Genomic DNA, 15,274 nt, shown 5'->3' with positions numbered 1-15,274 from the left:
CAATCTGCCAGCCTTGCGATCAGACAAGGGGCTTCCCATCGATAGTGCTGTTCTGAATTTACGTCCCGATCTCGGCGGCGCTGATGGCGCCGATGCATTGGCCGTTCTATTCGTAATTTCATGAGTCCGTCATGAAGCACCTTTTTCCATAAATGTTTGATGTGTTTACTCTACAAAGATGGGTGAGCTTTTACCTCGCCAAATGACAACTGCGTCGCGGCGGATTTACCGGGCGGAGAAAGTAAGATTTGTAGTATATAGTCATCATTAATTGATGTGTTTACAGCGTCGTTAATCAGTCGTCAAGCGGGCATCCTGCCGTTCATGACTGCCAAACGCCAGGACGCCCCCGCCGCTCGCCAACCGGCCCCCATCTCGCTTGCCCTAGGCAAGCGGATCAAGCAATGCCGGCATACTGCGGAGAAGTCTCAGGAGACACTGGCGTTCGAGGCACATGTGGATCGCACGTACATCTCTGCGATCGAACGTGGGGTAGCGAACCCGTCGATTGAGACGATCGCTAACATTTGCCATGTGTTGGGTGTGACGCTCGCCGAACTGTTCGAGCCGTTAGGCAAAGTGTCTCTGGCGCCCACTGGCACTCGCCGTGCGAATGTGGCGACGCCGCCGGAGATCAAGCGTCAGCGCCTGCGCTAATGACATCGCGGATCGACACGCCGCCAAGTAATTGAACGCCTCGGGAAGCCGATGGCGACTGATATCGAAATAGCGTGTCGTTGTGTCGGGCAAGACGCGCATTGAACCCGGCAAGTCCAGGCTCGTTTCCCGCCGGGTCAATGAGCAACAGTGCTTGCGTATCAAAAGCGCGACCGCCTCCACGTCCCTCAATACCGACAATGAGCGCAGCCCGCCATTTGACAGGGTGCCGTTGCTGCCAGCCGATAATGACCGGCCATCCGGCGTCCAGCTCGCGCTGCACAAAGCACAGTAGGTCACGCCCCGTGGCCGTACACGTCGCAGGCCGCACGCCGAGATTCAACGCCGCGATAAAGCTCGCCAGCTCTGGCAACGTCATCCCGTCTAGATAATGCGGCCAAGCGTCGTCCCATACCTTCTGCTCCGGACCGCTGCCGTGGTACGGCAGATAGACTGGATCCGCCAATTTGCCAAGCAGCGCCAGTGCCATGGCAACACAGTGCAGCGTGCTACCGCCGTCCCAGTGCCCTTGTCGGCTGAACAGTGGGTTACCGGTTTGAGCGACGGCGGGTTGCTGACCGAGCCGGATTGCCTGATGAAATTTGTGAGTCACCATGATCAATACTCATCGGGCAACAGGAGAGTGGTGGTCGACCGATCGGCTTCGGTGATGATCCACACCTTCTGTTCGACGCCAAGCGGGTAGCAGGACAGCACACGTCGCCCTGCCACGACCGACAGGTCGTTTTGCTCCCTATCAGCTTCGGGTAGTTCGCCCCAGTCACCGCAAGCATGTCGGTTGACCAAGGCAAAGATCGAGGCGCCAGCCGACTGGATCGCATCGACGGCGGCGGGCGTTGCCAGCAAGCGGCCGAGGGGTAGGCGGGCGCGCCGGATGGGTAAAGTGGAATTCATCAAAATATCCTCCTAGATAGGGGCGAGCAGATACCTCCGAACGAATCGGACGTGCCGTTGAATGGAACCAATGGGGAAATGCCAGACGCAGAACGCGTCCGTAGGTGATGGTTGGCGCGGTAACTAGCGCACTTCGGATGCGAGCGCGTTGGGGTAGTGCTTGGCGAGAATCTTGTTCATTTGGTCGACGAGATCGGCGCGCAGGAACGTCAAATGACCATTTCCGTTCTTGAACCAACGCAACTGGAAATAGGTGTTCTCGGCCTCCGTCTTGCGTAGATGCTGGGCGTGCGAAATGAGCGACGATACGCCACGTCGATGATCCGGTTCGGGCTTGCCATCGAGCACGCTGAACACTCGCGTTAGATCGTCCAGTTCGTTGGTGACGTGATAATTCGAGCACCCTTGGGAAAGGAGGTACTTGACGATGATCTTCTTGCCGAATCGGAATGGCTGGTTCGTGCGGTAGTCCCACGACAGCCGGCGAAAGCACTGAAGCACGCCGCGCTCGAACATGTCGCCGCGCGCGCCGTAGAGCTGGGCGAACGTGGCTTCAATATTGGCGACGGTGAGTTCTGGTACGTCACCCTCAGCGATCTGCCGGTTCCACTGCTCACGTGCCTTGGCGTCCATGAACGTACGCATACCGGATTCCGACAGCAGGTAGTTCCAGCCGTGGGCATCGATGAGGCGCACCATGGCGGCTTGGGCTTCGTCGCGATTGGCATAGTCGCCAGTGACGCTGGGACGGCCGCGGCAGCCATAACTTTCGTCGAGGACAAGCCGGGGAAATCGTAGATGCGCTGCGGTGGCGAGTTGTTGGGCTTCGCCGAGCAGGTCGAGTGCGGCGTGGATGCGCTCGACGATAGCCGTGCGCTGATTGGCGAGGTTGGCGATGCTGATGCTCTTGACGAGGTCGGTGGTGTCCATTGGGCATGGTGGGCTCGGTTTGAACGGGAAAGATGAGCGCGGGCATAAGCGCCGGGCAGCGTGCCCGGCGGCTATGCCGTGATGTCACGATCGGCAGGCTAGGACAGGTCGGCCAACTGGCGGCGCAGGGCGATAGCCCGAGCTTGCGAGCAGCCGAGGTGCCGACGGATGTCTGCAACGGTGGGGCGCAGCCTCCCGGCAGCAATGTCACGAGCGAGTTGGGTGGCGCCGTGATCGACGGCTTCCGGCGTAGGTGACGGTATCGACAATGGCGTGACGGGCTGTTCCGGCATGGCGTGACCGTCACAGTCAGCGTCGGCGCCGTCGTGACTTTCTGCGACTTCCGGCGCGACTGCGGGCACGACCGCCGCGACGGGTGGCTTGCACCAAGGGCGAAGCGCGATGGTCCAAAGGAGACACGCTACGCCTTCCAGGACTGCCGCAAATGCCAGCCCAGTCAACAGATCGACGCGCGCTCCCGTTGTACCGAGTAACGCAGCGAGTCGTGCGGTCACGGGATTGATCGTCAACGCGTCGTGTTGGGCGATGGCGCGGTCGTCCAACGCTTGCGCGCGACGAATATCGCTGGCCTCTGCTTCCAGTGCATCGAGTCGGGCAGCCAGCGCGGCACGTCGTACCGCCAGAGTCGTGCATTTACCGGAACACGACTGGGCGTTAGCGACCGCCAGTCGTGCCAAGACGTCCGCTCGCTCTCCCATGACAACGGTAAGACTGCGCTTCAGAGGTGTAGCCAGGACAATGGGCACGGCGTCAGCGCGGATCTGCGCGGCGTGCTGCTGGGCGAATAGGAAGAAGTAGGCGTGACTGTTGATGATCGCGAGCATGCATGCGGCCCACAGCCAGTAGCCTACCCACCGGATGCCACCCGTAACACCTCGCAGCAACGCGGGCAACAGATGGGCGCTCATTACCAGCACGACGCCTAACGTGACCCACACGACCCGCTCGGCGAGCGTGCCGCCGCGTTGCCCGCCAGCAATGACCGAAATGCTGATCGCAGTGGCCGTGGCCGCTACGGCCAGCCACAGGGCAGGACGATCCCGGATCATGCCGCCAAATCTCGCTGATCGGCCCCGAGTAACGCGGCTCGCCGATCCAGCCGCTCCTTGAGACTAGACGGCGCAGTGGAACTGGGCACCCCGCTGTTGCCATCCGGTTCATCGTCACGTGATTCCGCGGGATAGAACTCCTCCGTAACCGCCGCGCTGTCTTCGATGGACTCTTCGAACGTGCCGTTCCGAAATCCGGCACGTGCTGCGGCGTCGAGTGCAGTCTGATCGAACCCAACCGCCTTTCGCCGCGCATCTAGTTCGCTCGCAACGGTGATCGCTTGTTCCAACGTACTCCCGCTTCGCACGCCGACGTCCACGTAGTAGATGGCCGAGCGGTAGCTTTGCGTGGTCGACTTGCCGCGTAGCTTCAGTTCCAGTGGTAGACATGCGAGCCGGTTGCCCGACACGGCGCTGAAGTAACGCAGGCGTGCGGCAAGTGTGCGAATCGAGTTGTATGAGGTGGTCCGGAAAATAAACGAACCCATTTCGTCTTCGTCCCCAATGAGCACATTCAGGCGCCCATACGGTTTGCAGGCGCCACCTCGACCGAAGTCACAGGCTTCAGGGGACGGGCACGGCAACTCCTCGATACCGCCGCCGCCGGCTCGTCGACAAGTCTCGCCATTGCCGACGCACACGGGACGGCCCGACTCACGGTCGAAGCACGAGTACTCGGCGCGAAGGTTCAGGTCTGGATCGTTGAACAGGAGTTGAACGGGAATTGCACGCAGCTTGCCGGTATTGGCTTTACGCAGAGATTCATTCAGGGGGTGCAACATCCAGCCGTCGCGCTGCTGGATCTGGGTGGTCAGGGTGAACTGGTCGTCCTTTTCGGGAAGACGTTTGCCGTTCTTCTCGACGACACGACCAATGGAGATCCGCCCAATGACGGGCGGCGTAATCGCAAGACCTTTGAGCATAAGGGACTCCTTGTTGATGCGAAGGGGAAGGTAGTGAAGATCTAGACCTGCACAAGGAACCGGCGAGAACCGGGCTTCGTGATGGCATACTGGATAGCGAGTTCGGGCTGATCGACTAGCAGCCGCTTGAGGTCAATGCCGGTGCCGTCCTTGCTGCGCTTGTAGGAAACGGAACCGGTCTCGAACTGCGCCCGGTCGGCTTCACCCATCGCTTGCGCGAGCGTCTGTTTCAACTGCGCCTCCACTGCCTGGCGAGATTCGATCTCGGTGCGTACCGAGACGAGATCGGCGAACGTCGCGGACAATGCCCGGTCGTCGGTGAAATCGACCGTACCGCCGGCTCCCGGATAGAGGCAGCGCAACGCCCGATCTGCCGAGGCCGAGCCGTCGGCGGGTGGTGGCGTATCGGTCTTCACGTAATGCCAGAACGCCGCTTCGAGTTCGATCAGTCGGGAAATCAGCGCGTCATCGCGAACAATCCGATGCACTTCGAGTGCTTGACCGCATAGCAGTACCGCCACGTCAGCGGCGTGCTTGTCTGTGACTGCGAGTTGGTGTTGAACCTGGATCTGTACATATTCCGGAACCCCGTCGCGCCAGAGTCGTGCACCGAACTCGCCCGCTGTTTTGCATTCGAGAATCGACACGTCCGGAGCGCCCACGACCTCACGGTCGATATTGGCGATCATCCAAGGGATGGTTGAGTGCCGAAGCACCGCGTTGATTCGCCGTACCCGGTGCCCGGTTTGCTTCGTATAGGACGCCGCGACGACCGGTTCAAGCAGCGTGCCCCAGTACACGGGATCGGTGGTGTCATCGGGATCGGGTTTAGGCAGGTCCGCATCTCGGCCCGTCTTGATCATCCACAACTCCAGCGGGCTCATGTAGGGACTCAACCCCACGGCGGCAGCGGCGTCAGATCCGCCGATCCCGGTTCTTCTCACCGATAGCCAGTCCTCGCGGGACAGGGATACGGTATCGACCAGCCGAAGGGCGGCGCGATGTCGGTCACGTCTGACCGGTTCGGGGTGTGGCATGGCAACCTCCTAATATAAGAAAGGCCCGGCGGGGAAGATCCCGGCCGGGCCGTCGAGTGTGGTGAACAAGGATTCAGGCAACCAGCTTCATCGCTTCGTCCCAGGCTTTTTGCTTCAGTGTGGCGCCTGCACCGAACCAGGCGGCGTCGCGTCGGTGATCGTCGCTGCGCGCACGCCGATGGTGATCGACGTGTTCGGTGACGGCATTCACCAGTCCCCATGCGGTGCCGGCCGATGAGGCCAGAGTCGCCCCCTTGCCGCGACCGGCATACAACTGCCCGACCGCCTTGACGGCACGCTCGTTGACGGCAATGGCGTCTCGATCTGACGCAGTGGTCGTCGAATAGGTCAGCACACGCCGGAAGAAAGCCTCCGCAGCGGTGTCAGAGACTTTGCGCTCCGCCAACGCCTTGGTGCGGACCATGAACGCATCCCAAGACGACACCGCAATGCCGAGTTGACGCTTGACAGCCTGCGCGTCGAACTGCGAGCGGTGCGGGACTTTGACGGCGCCAACGTTGTTATCCAGCGCGATCGCCAGCGTGTTATTGCACACCACGCGAACTGAAGTGAACTGGGCCGTGGTCGCGAGTGTGCCGTCGCAGGCAGTGGCGAGCAGCAAATAGCCGTTGATTTCGTCTCGGCCTTTGAGTGTGCCGCTTTGGCCCGTGCGGGCGAGTGCCCACAGCTTGCGCCCTTCCTTGAGCACACCCGCCGTTTCGAGTTCGAACCCACCGACTTCCGTCAGGTCCTTGTAAAAGTCCAGGATCTCGGAGGGTTGCACGACTTGGTATCGAGCAGACACCACGGACAGCGGTGCTTTGGTGTCGGAGCGGTAGAGAACTTTCTGATCGGGAAACGCGTGGATCGAGCCAAGATCACGGTTGTCAGCAGCGACGAAGCGTACTTCAGCTTCTTCAATGCGCCAGTCCATGCCGGCGGCTTTGGCCCAGACGTCGAGCGGTTGTTTCGGGGCGAGTCGGCTGCCGAGGCCGTGCCAGGGTGTGGCGCCGACGTAGGCCATGGATTGAACAAGATGCATGGATTCTCCTGTTAGGGATAAACAAAGGCAGATAAGCGGCATAAGGCCCGGCGTAGGCCGGGCGTTATGACGGTACGGAAAGGGGAAGATGGGCGCCGCACGGGCGCGAACAGACAGGGAACGGGGCTGGAGCCGCCGGTGCGAGCATTAGCTCACCGGATAGATCATTTCAATACCCGCGGTTCGTTGCGAGAAGCGGCGCAGAAGCGCGGACCAGAGCGCTCCGGCAAAGAAGGCGATGGCGAACGCCATCAGATATTCGAGCGGGGACGGTTGGATCATCGTCGCTCCCTCAAACCGAAGCGTTGAACATGTGCCCGCAGGCCACACAACGATGGTTGTCGAGGACGTTTTCGTCGATGAGCTCGCCCATTGCCGCACCTGCCGCACAACCGGCGGTGCTGGCGGCGAGTCCCGCGAGAATCGCGCCGGCAAGACCGCCGAATACAGCACCGATAGGCCCAGCGATCAACCCAACCGTCGCGCCGACCTCTGCGCCCGAGAGCGTCATGGCGACACCGCTCGTCGCACCAGCGACCGCGCCAATGGTGCTCCCTGCTTTGCGAGCCTGATTGCGCTTTTCAACATGCTCGGATCCGCACCGAGGGCATAGCCGATGCTCTGGGACCGAGGGCGTTTCCGGTGCCTCCGGAAATGCAGGAGCTTCAGCACTACTGCCGCTGTCGCTCCATTCCCTGTGACTGGCCGAATACGTGTAATAGCGCGCGTCGACGTCCGTGATTTCGTTGTCCGTGACTTCGGCCACCGGCATTTGCGCCGTCATTTCGGCTTGACGGGGACTGTAGTGTCTGTGCACGCGCGAAGCGATAAGCCAGGCGGCAAGGCACACCATTGCGACACAGACAAACAGTGTTGGGTAGAGAAAGTTCGGGGTCACATATCCTCCAGAGACAGCCTTCGAGCGGGATTGCACGAAGGGAGCCGGCACACGCTGGCAGGCTCAATGAAGTGATATGTGTTTGAAATAATCTAGATTGCTGCCCTCAGCATAGGAATGGGCGATGACCCGGCGCAGTTCGTGTGTGACAAATGGGGGCGCGCTCACGATCACGAGAATCTGTTCTTCGCGAGCACCGGCGTCTTGTCGACGGCAGGCACCTGCAATTCGACGGGGAACGGTGTCGCGTTGGTGTGCTCGGCCTGCTCGGGCACAATGCGTGGCCTAGTCGAAGTAAAAGTCACCTGAAACCAAGCGAATTGTTGCTGCCCCAACGTCAACGGGCCGCGCGCCAGTACCACCAGAGTATCGGCGTCGACACCGTGCGCTAAGCCAGCCATCGATGTGTATTACTCCCAACACCATGCAACAGCACGAGGCAACGGCGCGGCGCGGCTGGCAGCGGCCGCATCAAACAATAAGACAGGCCGGAAACTGAATCGGGGGAGACATCGGGTCATCAAAGGCTCTCCAAAAATCAAGTTGCCACATGGATAGGGCACTGCGTCAAAGCGAGTCAGGTCAGTACTCCCGATAACTCTGCTGCAAGCTGCTAAAGCACGATAATGCGCCCGTCGGGCCACTCCCGTACAAGATCCCATACATCGCGTGGTGATAGTAGATCGGTCGGCCTGCGGCCAAGAGCATGTGGGCCGCACTGTCCTCGTACTGCGCCAGCTTGCGCCCGTTAGGCTTTCATTTTTACCTCGATTGGGATCAATATAAGAAACGATGAATTGAAAAAAGTCTAATTTATTGCATTTGTGTATGGCAATAGACTGCAGTTGTGGGTGGTGCAATAAAAAACAAATACATCGCCACTAACAAAACTGACAGGAGAAACATTATGACCCGCTCGAACATCGCCATCGCCCTAGTTGCTGTGACCCTTTCGCTGGGTGCCACTGCTTCGTTTGCTGTTGAAAACGGCAATAACTACCCCGAAATTGTTACGCAAGGCCAAAGCCTGTGCCAAGCCCAAGTCAAGGCCGAACTGGCGCAAGCCGGTGCCGCCGGTCAACTGACCTTGAACGATCAAACCTACCCGTCGCTGGCCGCTACGGCCTCGCATATGAGCCGTGCTGCAGTGAAGTCTGGTTTGTCGCAAGCGCGCGTTTCGGGTGAAATGAATAAATCGATCTTCGCGGGTGCTTAATTCCTGCGATTGACGACTGGAATTTGACGGGCTGTTTTTGAAAGACAGCCTGTCGCAGAGAAAATCGGTCAGTGCCGGTGTCAGATCACCGGCGAATCTGAATCTGTGCTCCTGTCGCGATGTGTGACGAACTGCTCAAGCCGCTCGGACGGAATCGCCGGAAGATCTACCTGCTGAGCTTTCGGTTTGCGAGGCATACGTTCTCCTTGGGTGACCTTACCCCTCTCGCGTCACATGCAACGGGGGCGGAATTTTCCGGGATTCCTGTCCCCTTCTGAGTCGCTTAACCCATCACTTTTTCAAACGCACGTATGGTCTGGCCGGGTATTCCATAATTTCTCGGCTAGCTACTACACATAGACTGGCATGACCGTGGCGCAATGTTGTGCCCCCCGCTCCACGGATTTGTGGCCCATCCATCGTGATGGGTCTTTTTTCATCGTGGTGGAGAGGTCACGCTGTTTTCTTGATCGCGTTCCCGCTAGTTCTGCAACCCCGTTCAGGCGTTCGAGGTGCGAGGCTGAGATGCGCCTCGAGTTCCTGCGTGCTAGTGGGTACATGCCTTCAGCGCCGGCGCATTCGGAGCTGATGCTGGCGGCCCAGCGTTTGCGCGTGGCACAATGGCGCGCACGCGGGGCGCCCGTCGAAATGCTCGACCGCGACGAGGTGACCGCGCGCATTGGCTGCGCGATTTACTAGGGAGGCTGGATCGACCGGCGTGCCGGTACCTGCATCCGTTAAGCTACCTGCGAGGTCTGGTCCGTGCGGCAACCGGGCAGGGTGCAGCGATACACGGCAATACCCCCGTCGTAGGATTGCGGCAGGCTGCGGGGGCTGGCAGGTCACCGCCGCCTCGGGCCATACGGTCCGCGGCACGTTTGTTGATCGCAACCAACGGCTATACGGGCGATCTGTGGCCCAACCTGCGACGTACCCTGATCGGTGCCAACAGCTTCATCGTTGCCACGACGCCGCTGCCCGATAGCGTCGCGGCGACCGACCTGCTTGGCGGCGAAGTCGCTTCCGACGCACGCCGGTTGCTGCTCTACTTTCGCAAGAATGCAGCAGGTCGTTTGCTGCTCGGTGGCCGTGGTTCGTTCTCCGATCCCGGCACTGTAAACGCATGGGAGCACTTAGCGCGCGCTGATCCGGCTGTTCCCGCAGACGGAGGGGGTTCCTATCGAGTATCGTTGGGCGGGGCGGGTGGCCGGTACCCCGGATGCGATGCCGCACGTTCACGCGCCGTCGCCCGGGCTGACCGTGGCGCTCGGCTACAACGGTCGCGGTATCGCAATTGCGCCGACACTGGGGCGCGAACTGGCCGGCCACATTACCGGTCGCGCAGCACTGCGCTTTCCCGTCACGCCCAATCAGCCGATCCCATTTCACGGCTTGCAACGCTTGCACTTTGCCGCCGCCGTGAACTGGTACCGCTTGCTTGACCAGTTGAGTTGACGTGATGGAGTCGCCTTCACCCCAGAGGGAGCCGATCGGCAGCCGCACATGAGGTCGATATCCTGTCGTACGTCTGCTTTGGTGATACCGGCGCTGCCCGTTTCGGAAACAGCATTGCTGGCAGTGCGGGCCGCGACAATGGCAAGCGTGTGTCGATCTCCAGTTGCCTATCGTCGCAGTAGCGCCGAAGGTCGCACAGTTCGTCGAGTGCGAGAATGAGCGGTGCGTCGAAAGCAATGTCCAGCGGGTACAGGAACGCGATTGACGAACGATCCGGCGCATGTCATCGAAACCGCATGAAGGTACGGACGGATTGCGCTAAGCGTTCATCGCACCGCATTGCCCGCAACAGAACGGCATCGTTGAGCCCGTCATCCGTACGTTGAAAGAGCAATGCGTGCATCGGCAACGCTTCGGAACGATCCAGCATGCCGCTCGCGTGATAGGCGACTGCATACGCTTTTTCCAACCACCTGCGCCCACACAAGGCGCGTGGGATGAAAGCCCCGGCTGAGGCATTCGCGTTAGCCGCTTAACCTGTGCAGGTCCCGCTGGGTCATTACACTGCCGGACATCGCGAACACCGATCGTGGCAGCCAGTTCGCGGTGGGCGAGTTCTCCGAGGCAGTGCTGGGCCGTGGCGTGCGGCTGTCGATGGACAGAAAGGGAGGCTGGCCAGACAACGTGTTCGTCGAGCGCGTGTGGCGCAGCATCAAGTCCGAAGATGTCTACCTGAATGCGGATGATTCGGTCGCCCCTGCTCGTCGCTCCATGGGTGAATACATCGACCGGCACAAGCGGAAGCGGCCCCATTCGAGTCTCTCTGATCAGACGCCTGAGGCGCCACTCCGATGTGGAGGCGCGGACACGTCGTGCTGAAAAACATGACCGACGAACGGGACGGTCGCCTTCAAGCAGTCGAATGGCGACTTTGCATTAAGTGAAATACGACATTTCATCGATTGTTGGAATTGATTTGAAAGCCGGTTTCGCGAAAAAGTAGCCTTGCATCAGACTCACCCCATGCGCAACAAAGAAGTCGCGCTCGCTCTTGGTCTCGATGCCTTCCGCGATCACACGGATGCCGAGGTCGTGACACATTGATATGACACTTCGCACGATGCGCTGACGCACCGAGTCGGTGTCGATGCCGCGGAGAAGTCCCATATCGAGCTTGATGATGTCGGGCTGAAAATCCACCAGAAGCCCGAGCCCCGAGTAACCAGCCCCAAAATCATCAATTGCAGTCAGAAATCCGTATTCCTTGTAGGCTCTGAAAATATGAACCAAGTGAGTGCGGTCAGCCAGATGTTCACCCTCGACCGTCTCGAATATGATCCTCTCAATCGGGAAACCATTCGCCTGCGCTGCGTCCAGGGTGCTCCTTATGCAGACCTCCGGCCTATAGACCGCGTTAGGCATGAAATTGATGGACAGAAACGCGTCAAGACCTAATGCGGCCGCACTGGCAATTGCAACCTGCCGGCAGTACTGGTCGAACCGGTATTTCGTTGCATCGTCGATTTGCGACAGCACGGAATGCGCGGACTCCCCATTCGCGCCACGCACGAGCGCCTCGCACGCGAACACAGCCCTGGCACTCACGTCGACAATTGGCTGAAATGCGAAATCTATCTCGACTGGCAAGGGGGGCGTGTCCGTGCATCCGGAACATCTTTTCGATTGACTAGCCACCTCGTCGTGGCTATGAATCTTGAAAGAAACCATCTGTCAATGAGCCGCTTTTATTTTCTGTTTGGGAGTGCATCTACTGGCGCCGTGGCCCGGCACCCGTCAAGTTGGAACCGGGTTGCCTTCTTCTCTGACGGAAAGCGCTGCGCCCTCTGGTTCCGCAATGGCACCACGCACACAATTGCGCCCTGCTTGTTTCGCGTCATAGAGGGCGTGGTCACCGGCAGCTAGTAGGTCCTGGAGCGTCTGGCTTTCATCACCTAGACTTGCTACGCCAAGACTAATCGTTGCTTTCAATTGTCCGACAGCTGTTTCAATAAGTGCTTGCTCGACGGCAACGCGCAGTCGCTCCGCGACCACCATCGCTTCACCTGCAGTTGTGGACGGCAGCAGCAGAACGAATTCCTCTCCACCGAGTCTCGCGACAATGTCGGACCCTCGTAAAAGCGCTTTCGCTTCACCAGCAATCCGCTTCAAAACATCGTCGCCAGCCTGATGCCCGGCCGTATCATTTATCCGCTTAAAGTGGTCGGCGTCGAGCATAACCAGCGATAATGCCCGGCCGTGACGCCCGGCCCGTGCAACCTCAGATTCCGCAATTTCAAAGAAGTGAGCACGGTTCGTTACGCCTGTAAGATGGTCTGTCGTCAGAAGACGTGCGAGGTTGTCGCTGTGGACCTTCCGCTCCGTGATGTCCCTCAAAACCACCGAATACCCAGAAATCTCACAGTCCTCCTCACGGAGCACAGCAACGAGAACTTGCCCCCAATAGCGCCGACCAGTTTTCGTCTCGCACCAGAACTCCTCAACGTGCCAACCATCGTCGCGCGTCAGCGCGATGTGCTCAGGTGAACGGTGCAAAACAATCTCATCGTTGGCATAGAAGCGCGACAACATATGCCCGATAACTTCCGCCTCACGAAACCCCGTCAAGCGCTCAACAGATGGATTCCAGCTATCGACGCAGCCTTGAGCATCGAGCGTAAAAAACGCAAAATCGTTGACGCCGGTATAGATTCCGGCAAGCCATGACTCGGTCCGCCGAGCTCGACGTTCAGCGGCGACCTGCCGTGAGATGTCCGTCAACACCATCATCAGCACATCCGTACTCACCTTGATGATGGAACATGACAGAACGACTGCGTCATCCTTGGCCGGCGTCACGAAAACCCGATGGTTTTCACACACAGGTCCTCGCGCCGCCTCGAAACTGGCCACCAGATTGCGCAGCTCTGGGGCGACCGACGCAAGGCTGTCGAAAATATTCTCGATATTCCCGCCTCTTACCAGAGGCATGAGCAGCTGCGCGGCGAGAGGGTTCATCATGTCAACGAAGCCTGATTTGTCGCTGCGGACAATCCCGACCGGCGATAGGTACATGAATGAGAGTAATGCTTCGTACTCGGACTCCAAGTCGTTTTTGTCCGTGTTCGGCGCACTCAATTTGCTTTCCTCCGCTCAATCAGGACAAATCGAGGCGCGCAGCCCTGTGCCTTCAGCAGCCTTAACCGTACCGGAGTCGGGCGCATGCGCAAGGTCAAGACGTAGGGAATAATCTCGTCTAGTTCGTCCACGTCGTCGAAACGTTGCGCAACCATGAAGTTGTTCATGCACGGTGCGACTTCTTCAAAAAAATGCTTGCCTAGAACTCGCTGCGGGCTCAATCCGGCATTTCTCGACTCGGTGGCGTTGTAGGTCATGACAATCGCATCTGGTGTAAATCCGATTACGCCGAATGGCAACGCATCTAACCGCTCGGCATCCAATCCAGCCAGCTCTGTTATTCGTACGTCTTCAAATTCATTGTTCACACCTCCCCCCACCTGACCTCATTTCACCAAGTTTAATTTGGCCGATTATTTAGCCAATTGTCGCGCGACGCAGGCCTACCGCAACCATCTGCAAGATGGAAACCTACAAAGCATGTTATCGGCTGGAAGAGATGAAACTTTAGCGTAGACCCATTTGAACGAGCAGACCCGCGCGACTTCCACACCAATCACTTTCCCGCCGAGGCGCTTCTTTTCGCTGACAGGCACGCAACCCCCGATGATGCGAACGACCGTCCAGGCAGCACTGCTGGCCTGAGCCGGGAATTCAATGGCGGCGTCTTCCGGGGCGCGGTGGGTCAGGACGATGTCTTCAACATAATCGTCGGGAAGATTGAACAACACATTCTTGTCGACGACGAGGGTGTAGTAATCGTGCGAGAACTTACCCGAACTCACGCAGATATTGGTGCTATGACCGTTGAGGTCCTGCGTTTCATACTTGACGGAGGTCATTGCGGGCGCGGCGACACAGCACAGAAGCATCAGCAAATGTTTGCGCATTGAAAATTTCTGAAAGATGAGGGATGGGGATCAGTGTTCGGCATCCGGCCCGGTCTTTGCCGCCTCCACTGCCTCACCGGGGGTCCATTGGTTGCGCGACTATTGATGCGGCGAAAGCCGAGAGTGATAAGCATCTAATGAGGAAGGTGCCCATTGATCTGCATGACGGTGTACGACATCTGCACGCGACCGCATAGTCTTTAACGACTCGGTATGGAAAATTCTTATGGACGTATTTGCACAGCACGGGTGTGAGCGCGAATCGGCGTAGCTGCCGGCATAACCCTATGCACGTATCGCCTCAAACATGAAGCGAGCCGTACGGCGATCGCGCTTCGGCCGATGGCTGTCGATACGTAACCAGCCACTCAGTTGCTCGGCCCACTCATCGACGACGCTGGGGCTGGCTCGCTTGGGGTAATGTGGCTCGACCGCATCGGTCTGGCGCAGCCAGCTGCGAATGGTGTTTCGGGACAGGCGCCGTGCGGCGCGCAATCTCTCGCAGCGGTACCTTCTCGCGGAAATACATCCGCCTGATCTTGGCTAGCATGCCCACCGTGATCACTTTGGTATGTCCTGCTCAAAGGTTGAGCAGGACATTGAATCACGTGGGTCAATTTTCGATGAAAACTACACCCCTCAAAGGGTCAGTTCTTGGTGCACATCAACAGGCTACAACCGCTTCTATGGCCGCTTCGCCGCAACGGCGCTCCTGGAGCGCGTCACGCGCACGACCTGGTCGCGCTTCTTCGACGGCTATGAGCCCATGCACGCATTCATCGCGCTTCCGGGAGAACGCATGCTCGGTCTCGTGCACTTCCTCTATCACCGCAACACGACGCTGGAAGGGCCGATCTGCTATTTGCAGGATCTCTTCACCGTGGAAGACGCGCGCGGCAAGGGGGTAGGCCGCGCACTGATCGAGGCCGTGTACGCCCACGCGAAAGCATCCAATTCCTCGCGCGTGTATTGGCACACGCACGAAACGAATCACACCGCCATGCGGCTGTATGACGACGTCGCCGAGAAGCCCGGCTTCGTGAAGTACCGCAAGAACCTTTGACCTTGTTCGGGCGAGGTTTATCGCCGGCGATCGTCAAAGGGAA

The 15,274-nt window shown here is 59.0% G+C and carries 20 protein-coding genes and 2 pseudogenes; 8 read left to right on the top strand and 14 right to left on the bottom strand.

Translation table 11 applies throughout. The features are described 5' to 3' along the window. Nucleotides 1-312: 312 nt before the first annotated feature. Nucleotides 313-657, top strand: coding sequence for a helix-turn-helix domain-containing protein (locus PBR20603_RS19125; protein WP_150561180.1), 345 nt, complete (start codon nucleotides 313-315; stop codon nucleotides 655-657). Here PBR20603_RS19125 and PBR20603_RS19120 read toward each other — a convergent pair. From PBR20603_RS19120 to PBR20603_RS19085, 9 genes are all read right to left on the bottom strand, one after another. Continuing rightward, the gene (locus tag PBR20603_RS19120) at nucleotides 635-1,273 is read right to left on the bottom strand and encodes a hypothetical protein (RefSeq protein ID WP_150561079.1); all 639 of its coding nucleotides are present in this window, start codon (nucleotides 1,271-1,273) and stop codon (nucleotides 635-637) included. The genes PBR20603_RS19125 and PBR20603_RS19120 overlap by 23 nt on opposite strands. A gap of 2 nt (nucleotides 1,274-1,275) precedes the next feature. Further along, nucleotides 1,276-1,572, bottom strand: coding sequence for a hypothetical protein (locus PBR20603_RS19115; RefSeq protein ID WP_150561078.1), 297 nt, complete (start codon nucleotides 1,570-1,572; stop codon nucleotides 1,276-1,278). Between the two features lie 123 nt (nucleotides 1,573-1,695). After that, nucleotides 1,696-2,502 carry a DUF4942 domain-containing protein gene (locus tag PBR20603_RS19110; RefSeq protein WP_150561077.1) on the bottom strand — a complete coding sequence of 269 codons (807 nt, stop codon included), beginning with the start codon at nucleotides 2,500-2,502 and terminating at the stop codon, nucleotides 1,696-1,698. Nucleotides 2,503-2,600: 98 nt separating this feature from the next. Beyond that, nucleotides 2,601-3,572, bottom strand: a complete 972-nt coding sequence (locus PBR20603_RS19105; RefSeq protein ID WP_150561076.1) for a hypothetical protein — start codon at nucleotides 3,570-3,572, stop codon at nucleotides 2,601-2,603. Further along, nucleotides 3,569-4,495 (bottom strand): recombination directionality factor, encoded by a 927-nt coding sequence (locus PBR20603_RS19100; RefSeq protein WP_150561075.1) that lies wholly within the window; start codon nucleotides 4,493-4,495, stop codon nucleotides 3,569-3,571. The genes PBR20603_RS19105 and PBR20603_RS19100 overlap by 4 nt, the downstream gene beginning before the upstream one ends. 41 nt (nucleotides 4,496-4,536) lie before the next feature. Continuing rightward, complete coding sequence (locus tag PBR20603_RS19095; RefSeq protein ID WP_150561074.1) at nucleotides 4,537-5,532, bottom strand: YqaJ viral recombinase family nuclease; 996 nt, start codon at nucleotides 5,530-5,532, stop codon at nucleotides 4,537-4,539. A 73-nt stretch (nucleotides 5,533-5,605) separates the two neighbouring features. Then, the gene (locus PBR20603_RS19090; protein ID WP_150561073.1) at nucleotides 5,606-6,574 is read right to left on the bottom strand and encodes a DUF932 domain-containing protein; all 969 of its coding nucleotides are present in this window, start codon (nucleotides 6,572-6,574) and stop codon (nucleotides 5,606-5,608) included. A gap of 147 nt (nucleotides 6,575-6,721) precedes the next feature. Continuing rightward, complete coding sequence (locus PBR20603_RS24485; protein WP_281356073.1) at nucleotides 6,722-6,856, bottom strand: hypothetical protein; 135 nt, start codon at nucleotides 6,854-6,856, stop codon at nucleotides 6,722-6,724. A gap of 10 nt (nucleotides 6,857-6,866) precedes the next feature. Then, entirely contained in the window at nucleotides 6,867-7,085 is a 219-nt protein-coding gene (locus tag PBR20603_RS19085) for a hypothetical protein (RefSeq protein ID WP_246174844.1), read from the bottom strand. Between the two features lie 504 nt (nucleotides 7,086-7,589). Here PBR20603_RS19085 and PBR20603_RS19080 point away from each other — a divergent pair. The 6 genes and pseudogenes from PBR20603_RS19080 to PBR20603_RS24625 all read left to right on the top strand — a co-directional run bounded on the left by PBR20603_RS19080 (nucleotide 7,590) and on the right by PBR20603_RS24625 (nucleotide 11,022). Further along, the gene (locus tag PBR20603_RS19080) at nucleotides 7,590-7,781 is read left to right on the top strand and encodes a GMC oxidoreductase (RefSeq protein WP_150561072.1); all 192 of its coding nucleotides are present in this window, start codon (nucleotides 7,590-7,592) and stop codon (nucleotides 7,779-7,781) included. Between the two features lie 598 nt (nucleotides 7,782-8,379). After that, a complete protein-coding gene (locus PBR20603_RS19075) occupies nucleotides 8,380-8,688 on the top strand; it encodes a DUF4148 domain-containing protein (RefSeq protein ID WP_150561071.1) in 309 nt (102 codons plus the stop codon). 620 nt (nucleotides 8,689-9,308) lie between these two features. After that, nucleotides 9,309-9,797: pseudogene (locus tag PBR20603_RS24480) on the top strand (FAD-dependent oxidoreductase); the annotation flags it as partial. Nucleotides 9,798-9,831: 34 nt separating this feature from the next. Further along, the gene (locus PBR20603_RS24475) at nucleotides 9,832-10,143 is read left to right on the top strand and encodes an FAD-dependent oxidoreductase (protein WP_343041967.1); all 312 of its coding nucleotides are present in this window, start codon (nucleotides 9,832-9,834) and stop codon (nucleotides 10,141-10,143) included. A 382-nt stretch (nucleotides 10,144-10,525) separates the two neighbouring features. Next, nucleotides 10,526-10,657: a hypothetical protein gene (locus PBR20603_RS24385; RefSeq protein WP_246174843.1), complete on the top strand. Its 132-nt coding sequence runs from the start codon at nucleotides 10,526-10,528 to the stop codon at nucleotides 10,655-10,657. A gap of 92 nt (nucleotides 10,658-10,749) precedes the next feature. Further along, nucleotides 10,750-11,022: an integrase core domain-containing protein gene (locus tag PBR20603_RS24625; protein WP_150561070.1), complete on the top strand. Its 273-nt coding sequence runs from the start codon at nucleotides 10,750-10,752 to the stop codon at nucleotides 11,020-11,022. A gap of 57 nt (nucleotides 11,023-11,079) precedes the next feature. On the opposite strand, the gene PBR20603_RS19055 is transcribed toward PBR20603_RS24625, so the two are convergent. From PBR20603_RS19055 to PBR20603_RS24380, 5 genes and pseudogenes are all read right to left on the bottom strand, one after another. Beyond that, entirely contained in the window at nucleotides 11,080-11,871 is a 792-nt protein-coding gene (locus PBR20603_RS19055) for an EAL domain-containing protein (RefSeq protein WP_150561069.1), read from the bottom strand. 66 nt (nucleotides 11,872-11,937) lie between these two features. Further along, nucleotides 11,938-13,278, bottom strand: coding sequence for a sensor domain-containing diguanylate cyclase (locus PBR20603_RS19050; protein WP_150561068.1), 1,341 nt, complete (start codon nucleotides 13,276-13,278; stop codon nucleotides 11,938-11,940). Next, nucleotides 13,275-13,646, bottom strand: coding sequence for a PAS domain-containing protein (locus PBR20603_RS19045; RefSeq protein ID WP_150561067.1), 372 nt, complete (start codon nucleotides 13,644-13,646; stop codon nucleotides 13,275-13,277). The genes PBR20603_RS19050 and PBR20603_RS19045 overlap by 4 nt, the downstream gene beginning before the upstream one ends. A 75-nt stretch (nucleotides 13,647-13,721) precedes the next feature. After that, nucleotides 13,722-14,168 (bottom strand): hypothetical protein, encoded by a 447-nt coding sequence (locus PBR20603_RS19040; RefSeq protein ID WP_150561066.1) that lies wholly within the window; start codon nucleotides 14,166-14,168, stop codon nucleotides 13,722-13,724. 288 nt (nucleotides 14,169-14,456) lie between these two features. Next, nucleotides 14,457-14,718 (bottom strand): annotated as a pseudogene (locus tag PBR20603_RS24380) (IS21 family transposase); the annotation flags it as partial. 21 nt (nucleotides 14,719-14,739) lie between these two features. Between PBR20603_RS24380 and PBR20603_RS19030 the strand changes: the two are divergent. Then, on the top strand, nucleotides 14,740-15,231 hold the full coding sequence (locus tag PBR20603_RS19030; protein WP_150561065.1) for a GNAT family N-acetyltransferase: 492 nt from the start codon (nucleotides 14,740-14,742) through the stop codon (nucleotides 15,229-15,231). Nucleotides 15,232-15,274: the final 43 nt, after the last annotated feature.

Origin of the sequence: Pandoraea bronchicola (assembly GCF_902459805.1) — a bacterium.
Classification (GTDB): domain Bacteria; phylum Pseudomonadota; class Gammaproteobacteria; order Burkholderiales; family Burkholderiaceae; genus Pandoraea; species Pandoraea bronchicola.
This window is presented reverse-complemented; position numbering and strand designations above follow the sequence as displayed.

Coding starts and splice junctions, on each gene's coding strand:
- PBR20603_RS19120 (WP_150561079.1), bottom strand. CDS start 1,273: ATGGTGACTCACAAATTTCATCAGGCAATCCGGCTCGGTCAGCAACCC.
- PBR20603_RS19115 (WP_150561078.1), bottom strand. CDS start 1,572: ATGAATTCCACTTTACCCATCCGGCGCGCCCGCCTACCCCTCGGCCGC.
- PBR20603_RS19110 (WP_150561077.1), bottom strand. CDS start 2,502: ATGGACACCACCGACCTCGTCAAGAGCATCAGCATCGCCAACCTCGCC.
- PBR20603_RS19105 (WP_150561076.1), bottom strand. CDS start 3,572: ATGATCCGGGATCGTCCTGCCCTGTGGCTGGCCGTAGCGGCCACGGCC.
- PBR20603_RS19100 (WP_150561075.1), bottom strand. CDS start 4,495: ATGCTCAAAGGTCTTGCGATTACGCCGCCCGTCATTGGGCGGATCTCC.
- PBR20603_RS19095 (WP_150561074.1), bottom strand. CDS start 5,532: ATGCCACACCCCGAACCGGTCAGACGTGACCGACATCGCGCCGCCCTT.
- PBR20603_RS19090 (WP_150561073.1), bottom strand. CDS start 6,574: ATGCATCTTGTTCAATCCATGGCCTACGTCGGCGCCACACCCTGGCAC.
- PBR20603_RS24485 (WP_281356073.1), bottom strand. CDS start 6,856: ATGATCCAACCGTCCCCGCTCGAATATCTGATGGCGTTCGCCATCGCC.
- PBR20603_RS19085 (WP_246174844.1), bottom strand. CDS start 7,085: ATGACGCTCTCGGGCGCAGAGGTCGGCGCGACGGTTGGGTTGATCGCT.
- PBR20603_RS19080 (WP_150561072.1), top strand. CDS start 7,590: ATGGGCGATGACCCGGCGCAGTTCGTGTGTGACAAATGGGGGCGCGCT.
- PBR20603_RS19075 (WP_150561071.1), top strand. CDS start 8,380: ATGACCCGCTCGAACATCGCCATCGCCCTAGTTGCTGTGACCCTTTCG.
- PBR20603_RS19055 (WP_150561069.1), bottom strand. CDS start 11,871: ATGGTTTCTTTCAAGATTCATAGCCACGACGAGGTGGCTAGTCAATCG.
- PBR20603_RS19040 (WP_150561066.1), bottom strand. CDS start 14,168: ATGCGCAAACATTTGCTGATGCTTCTGTGCTGTGTCGCCGCGCCCGCA.
- PBR20603_RS19030 (WP_150561065.1), top strand. CDS start 14,740: ATGTCCTGCTCAAAGGTTGAGCAGGACATTGAATCACGTGGGTCAATT.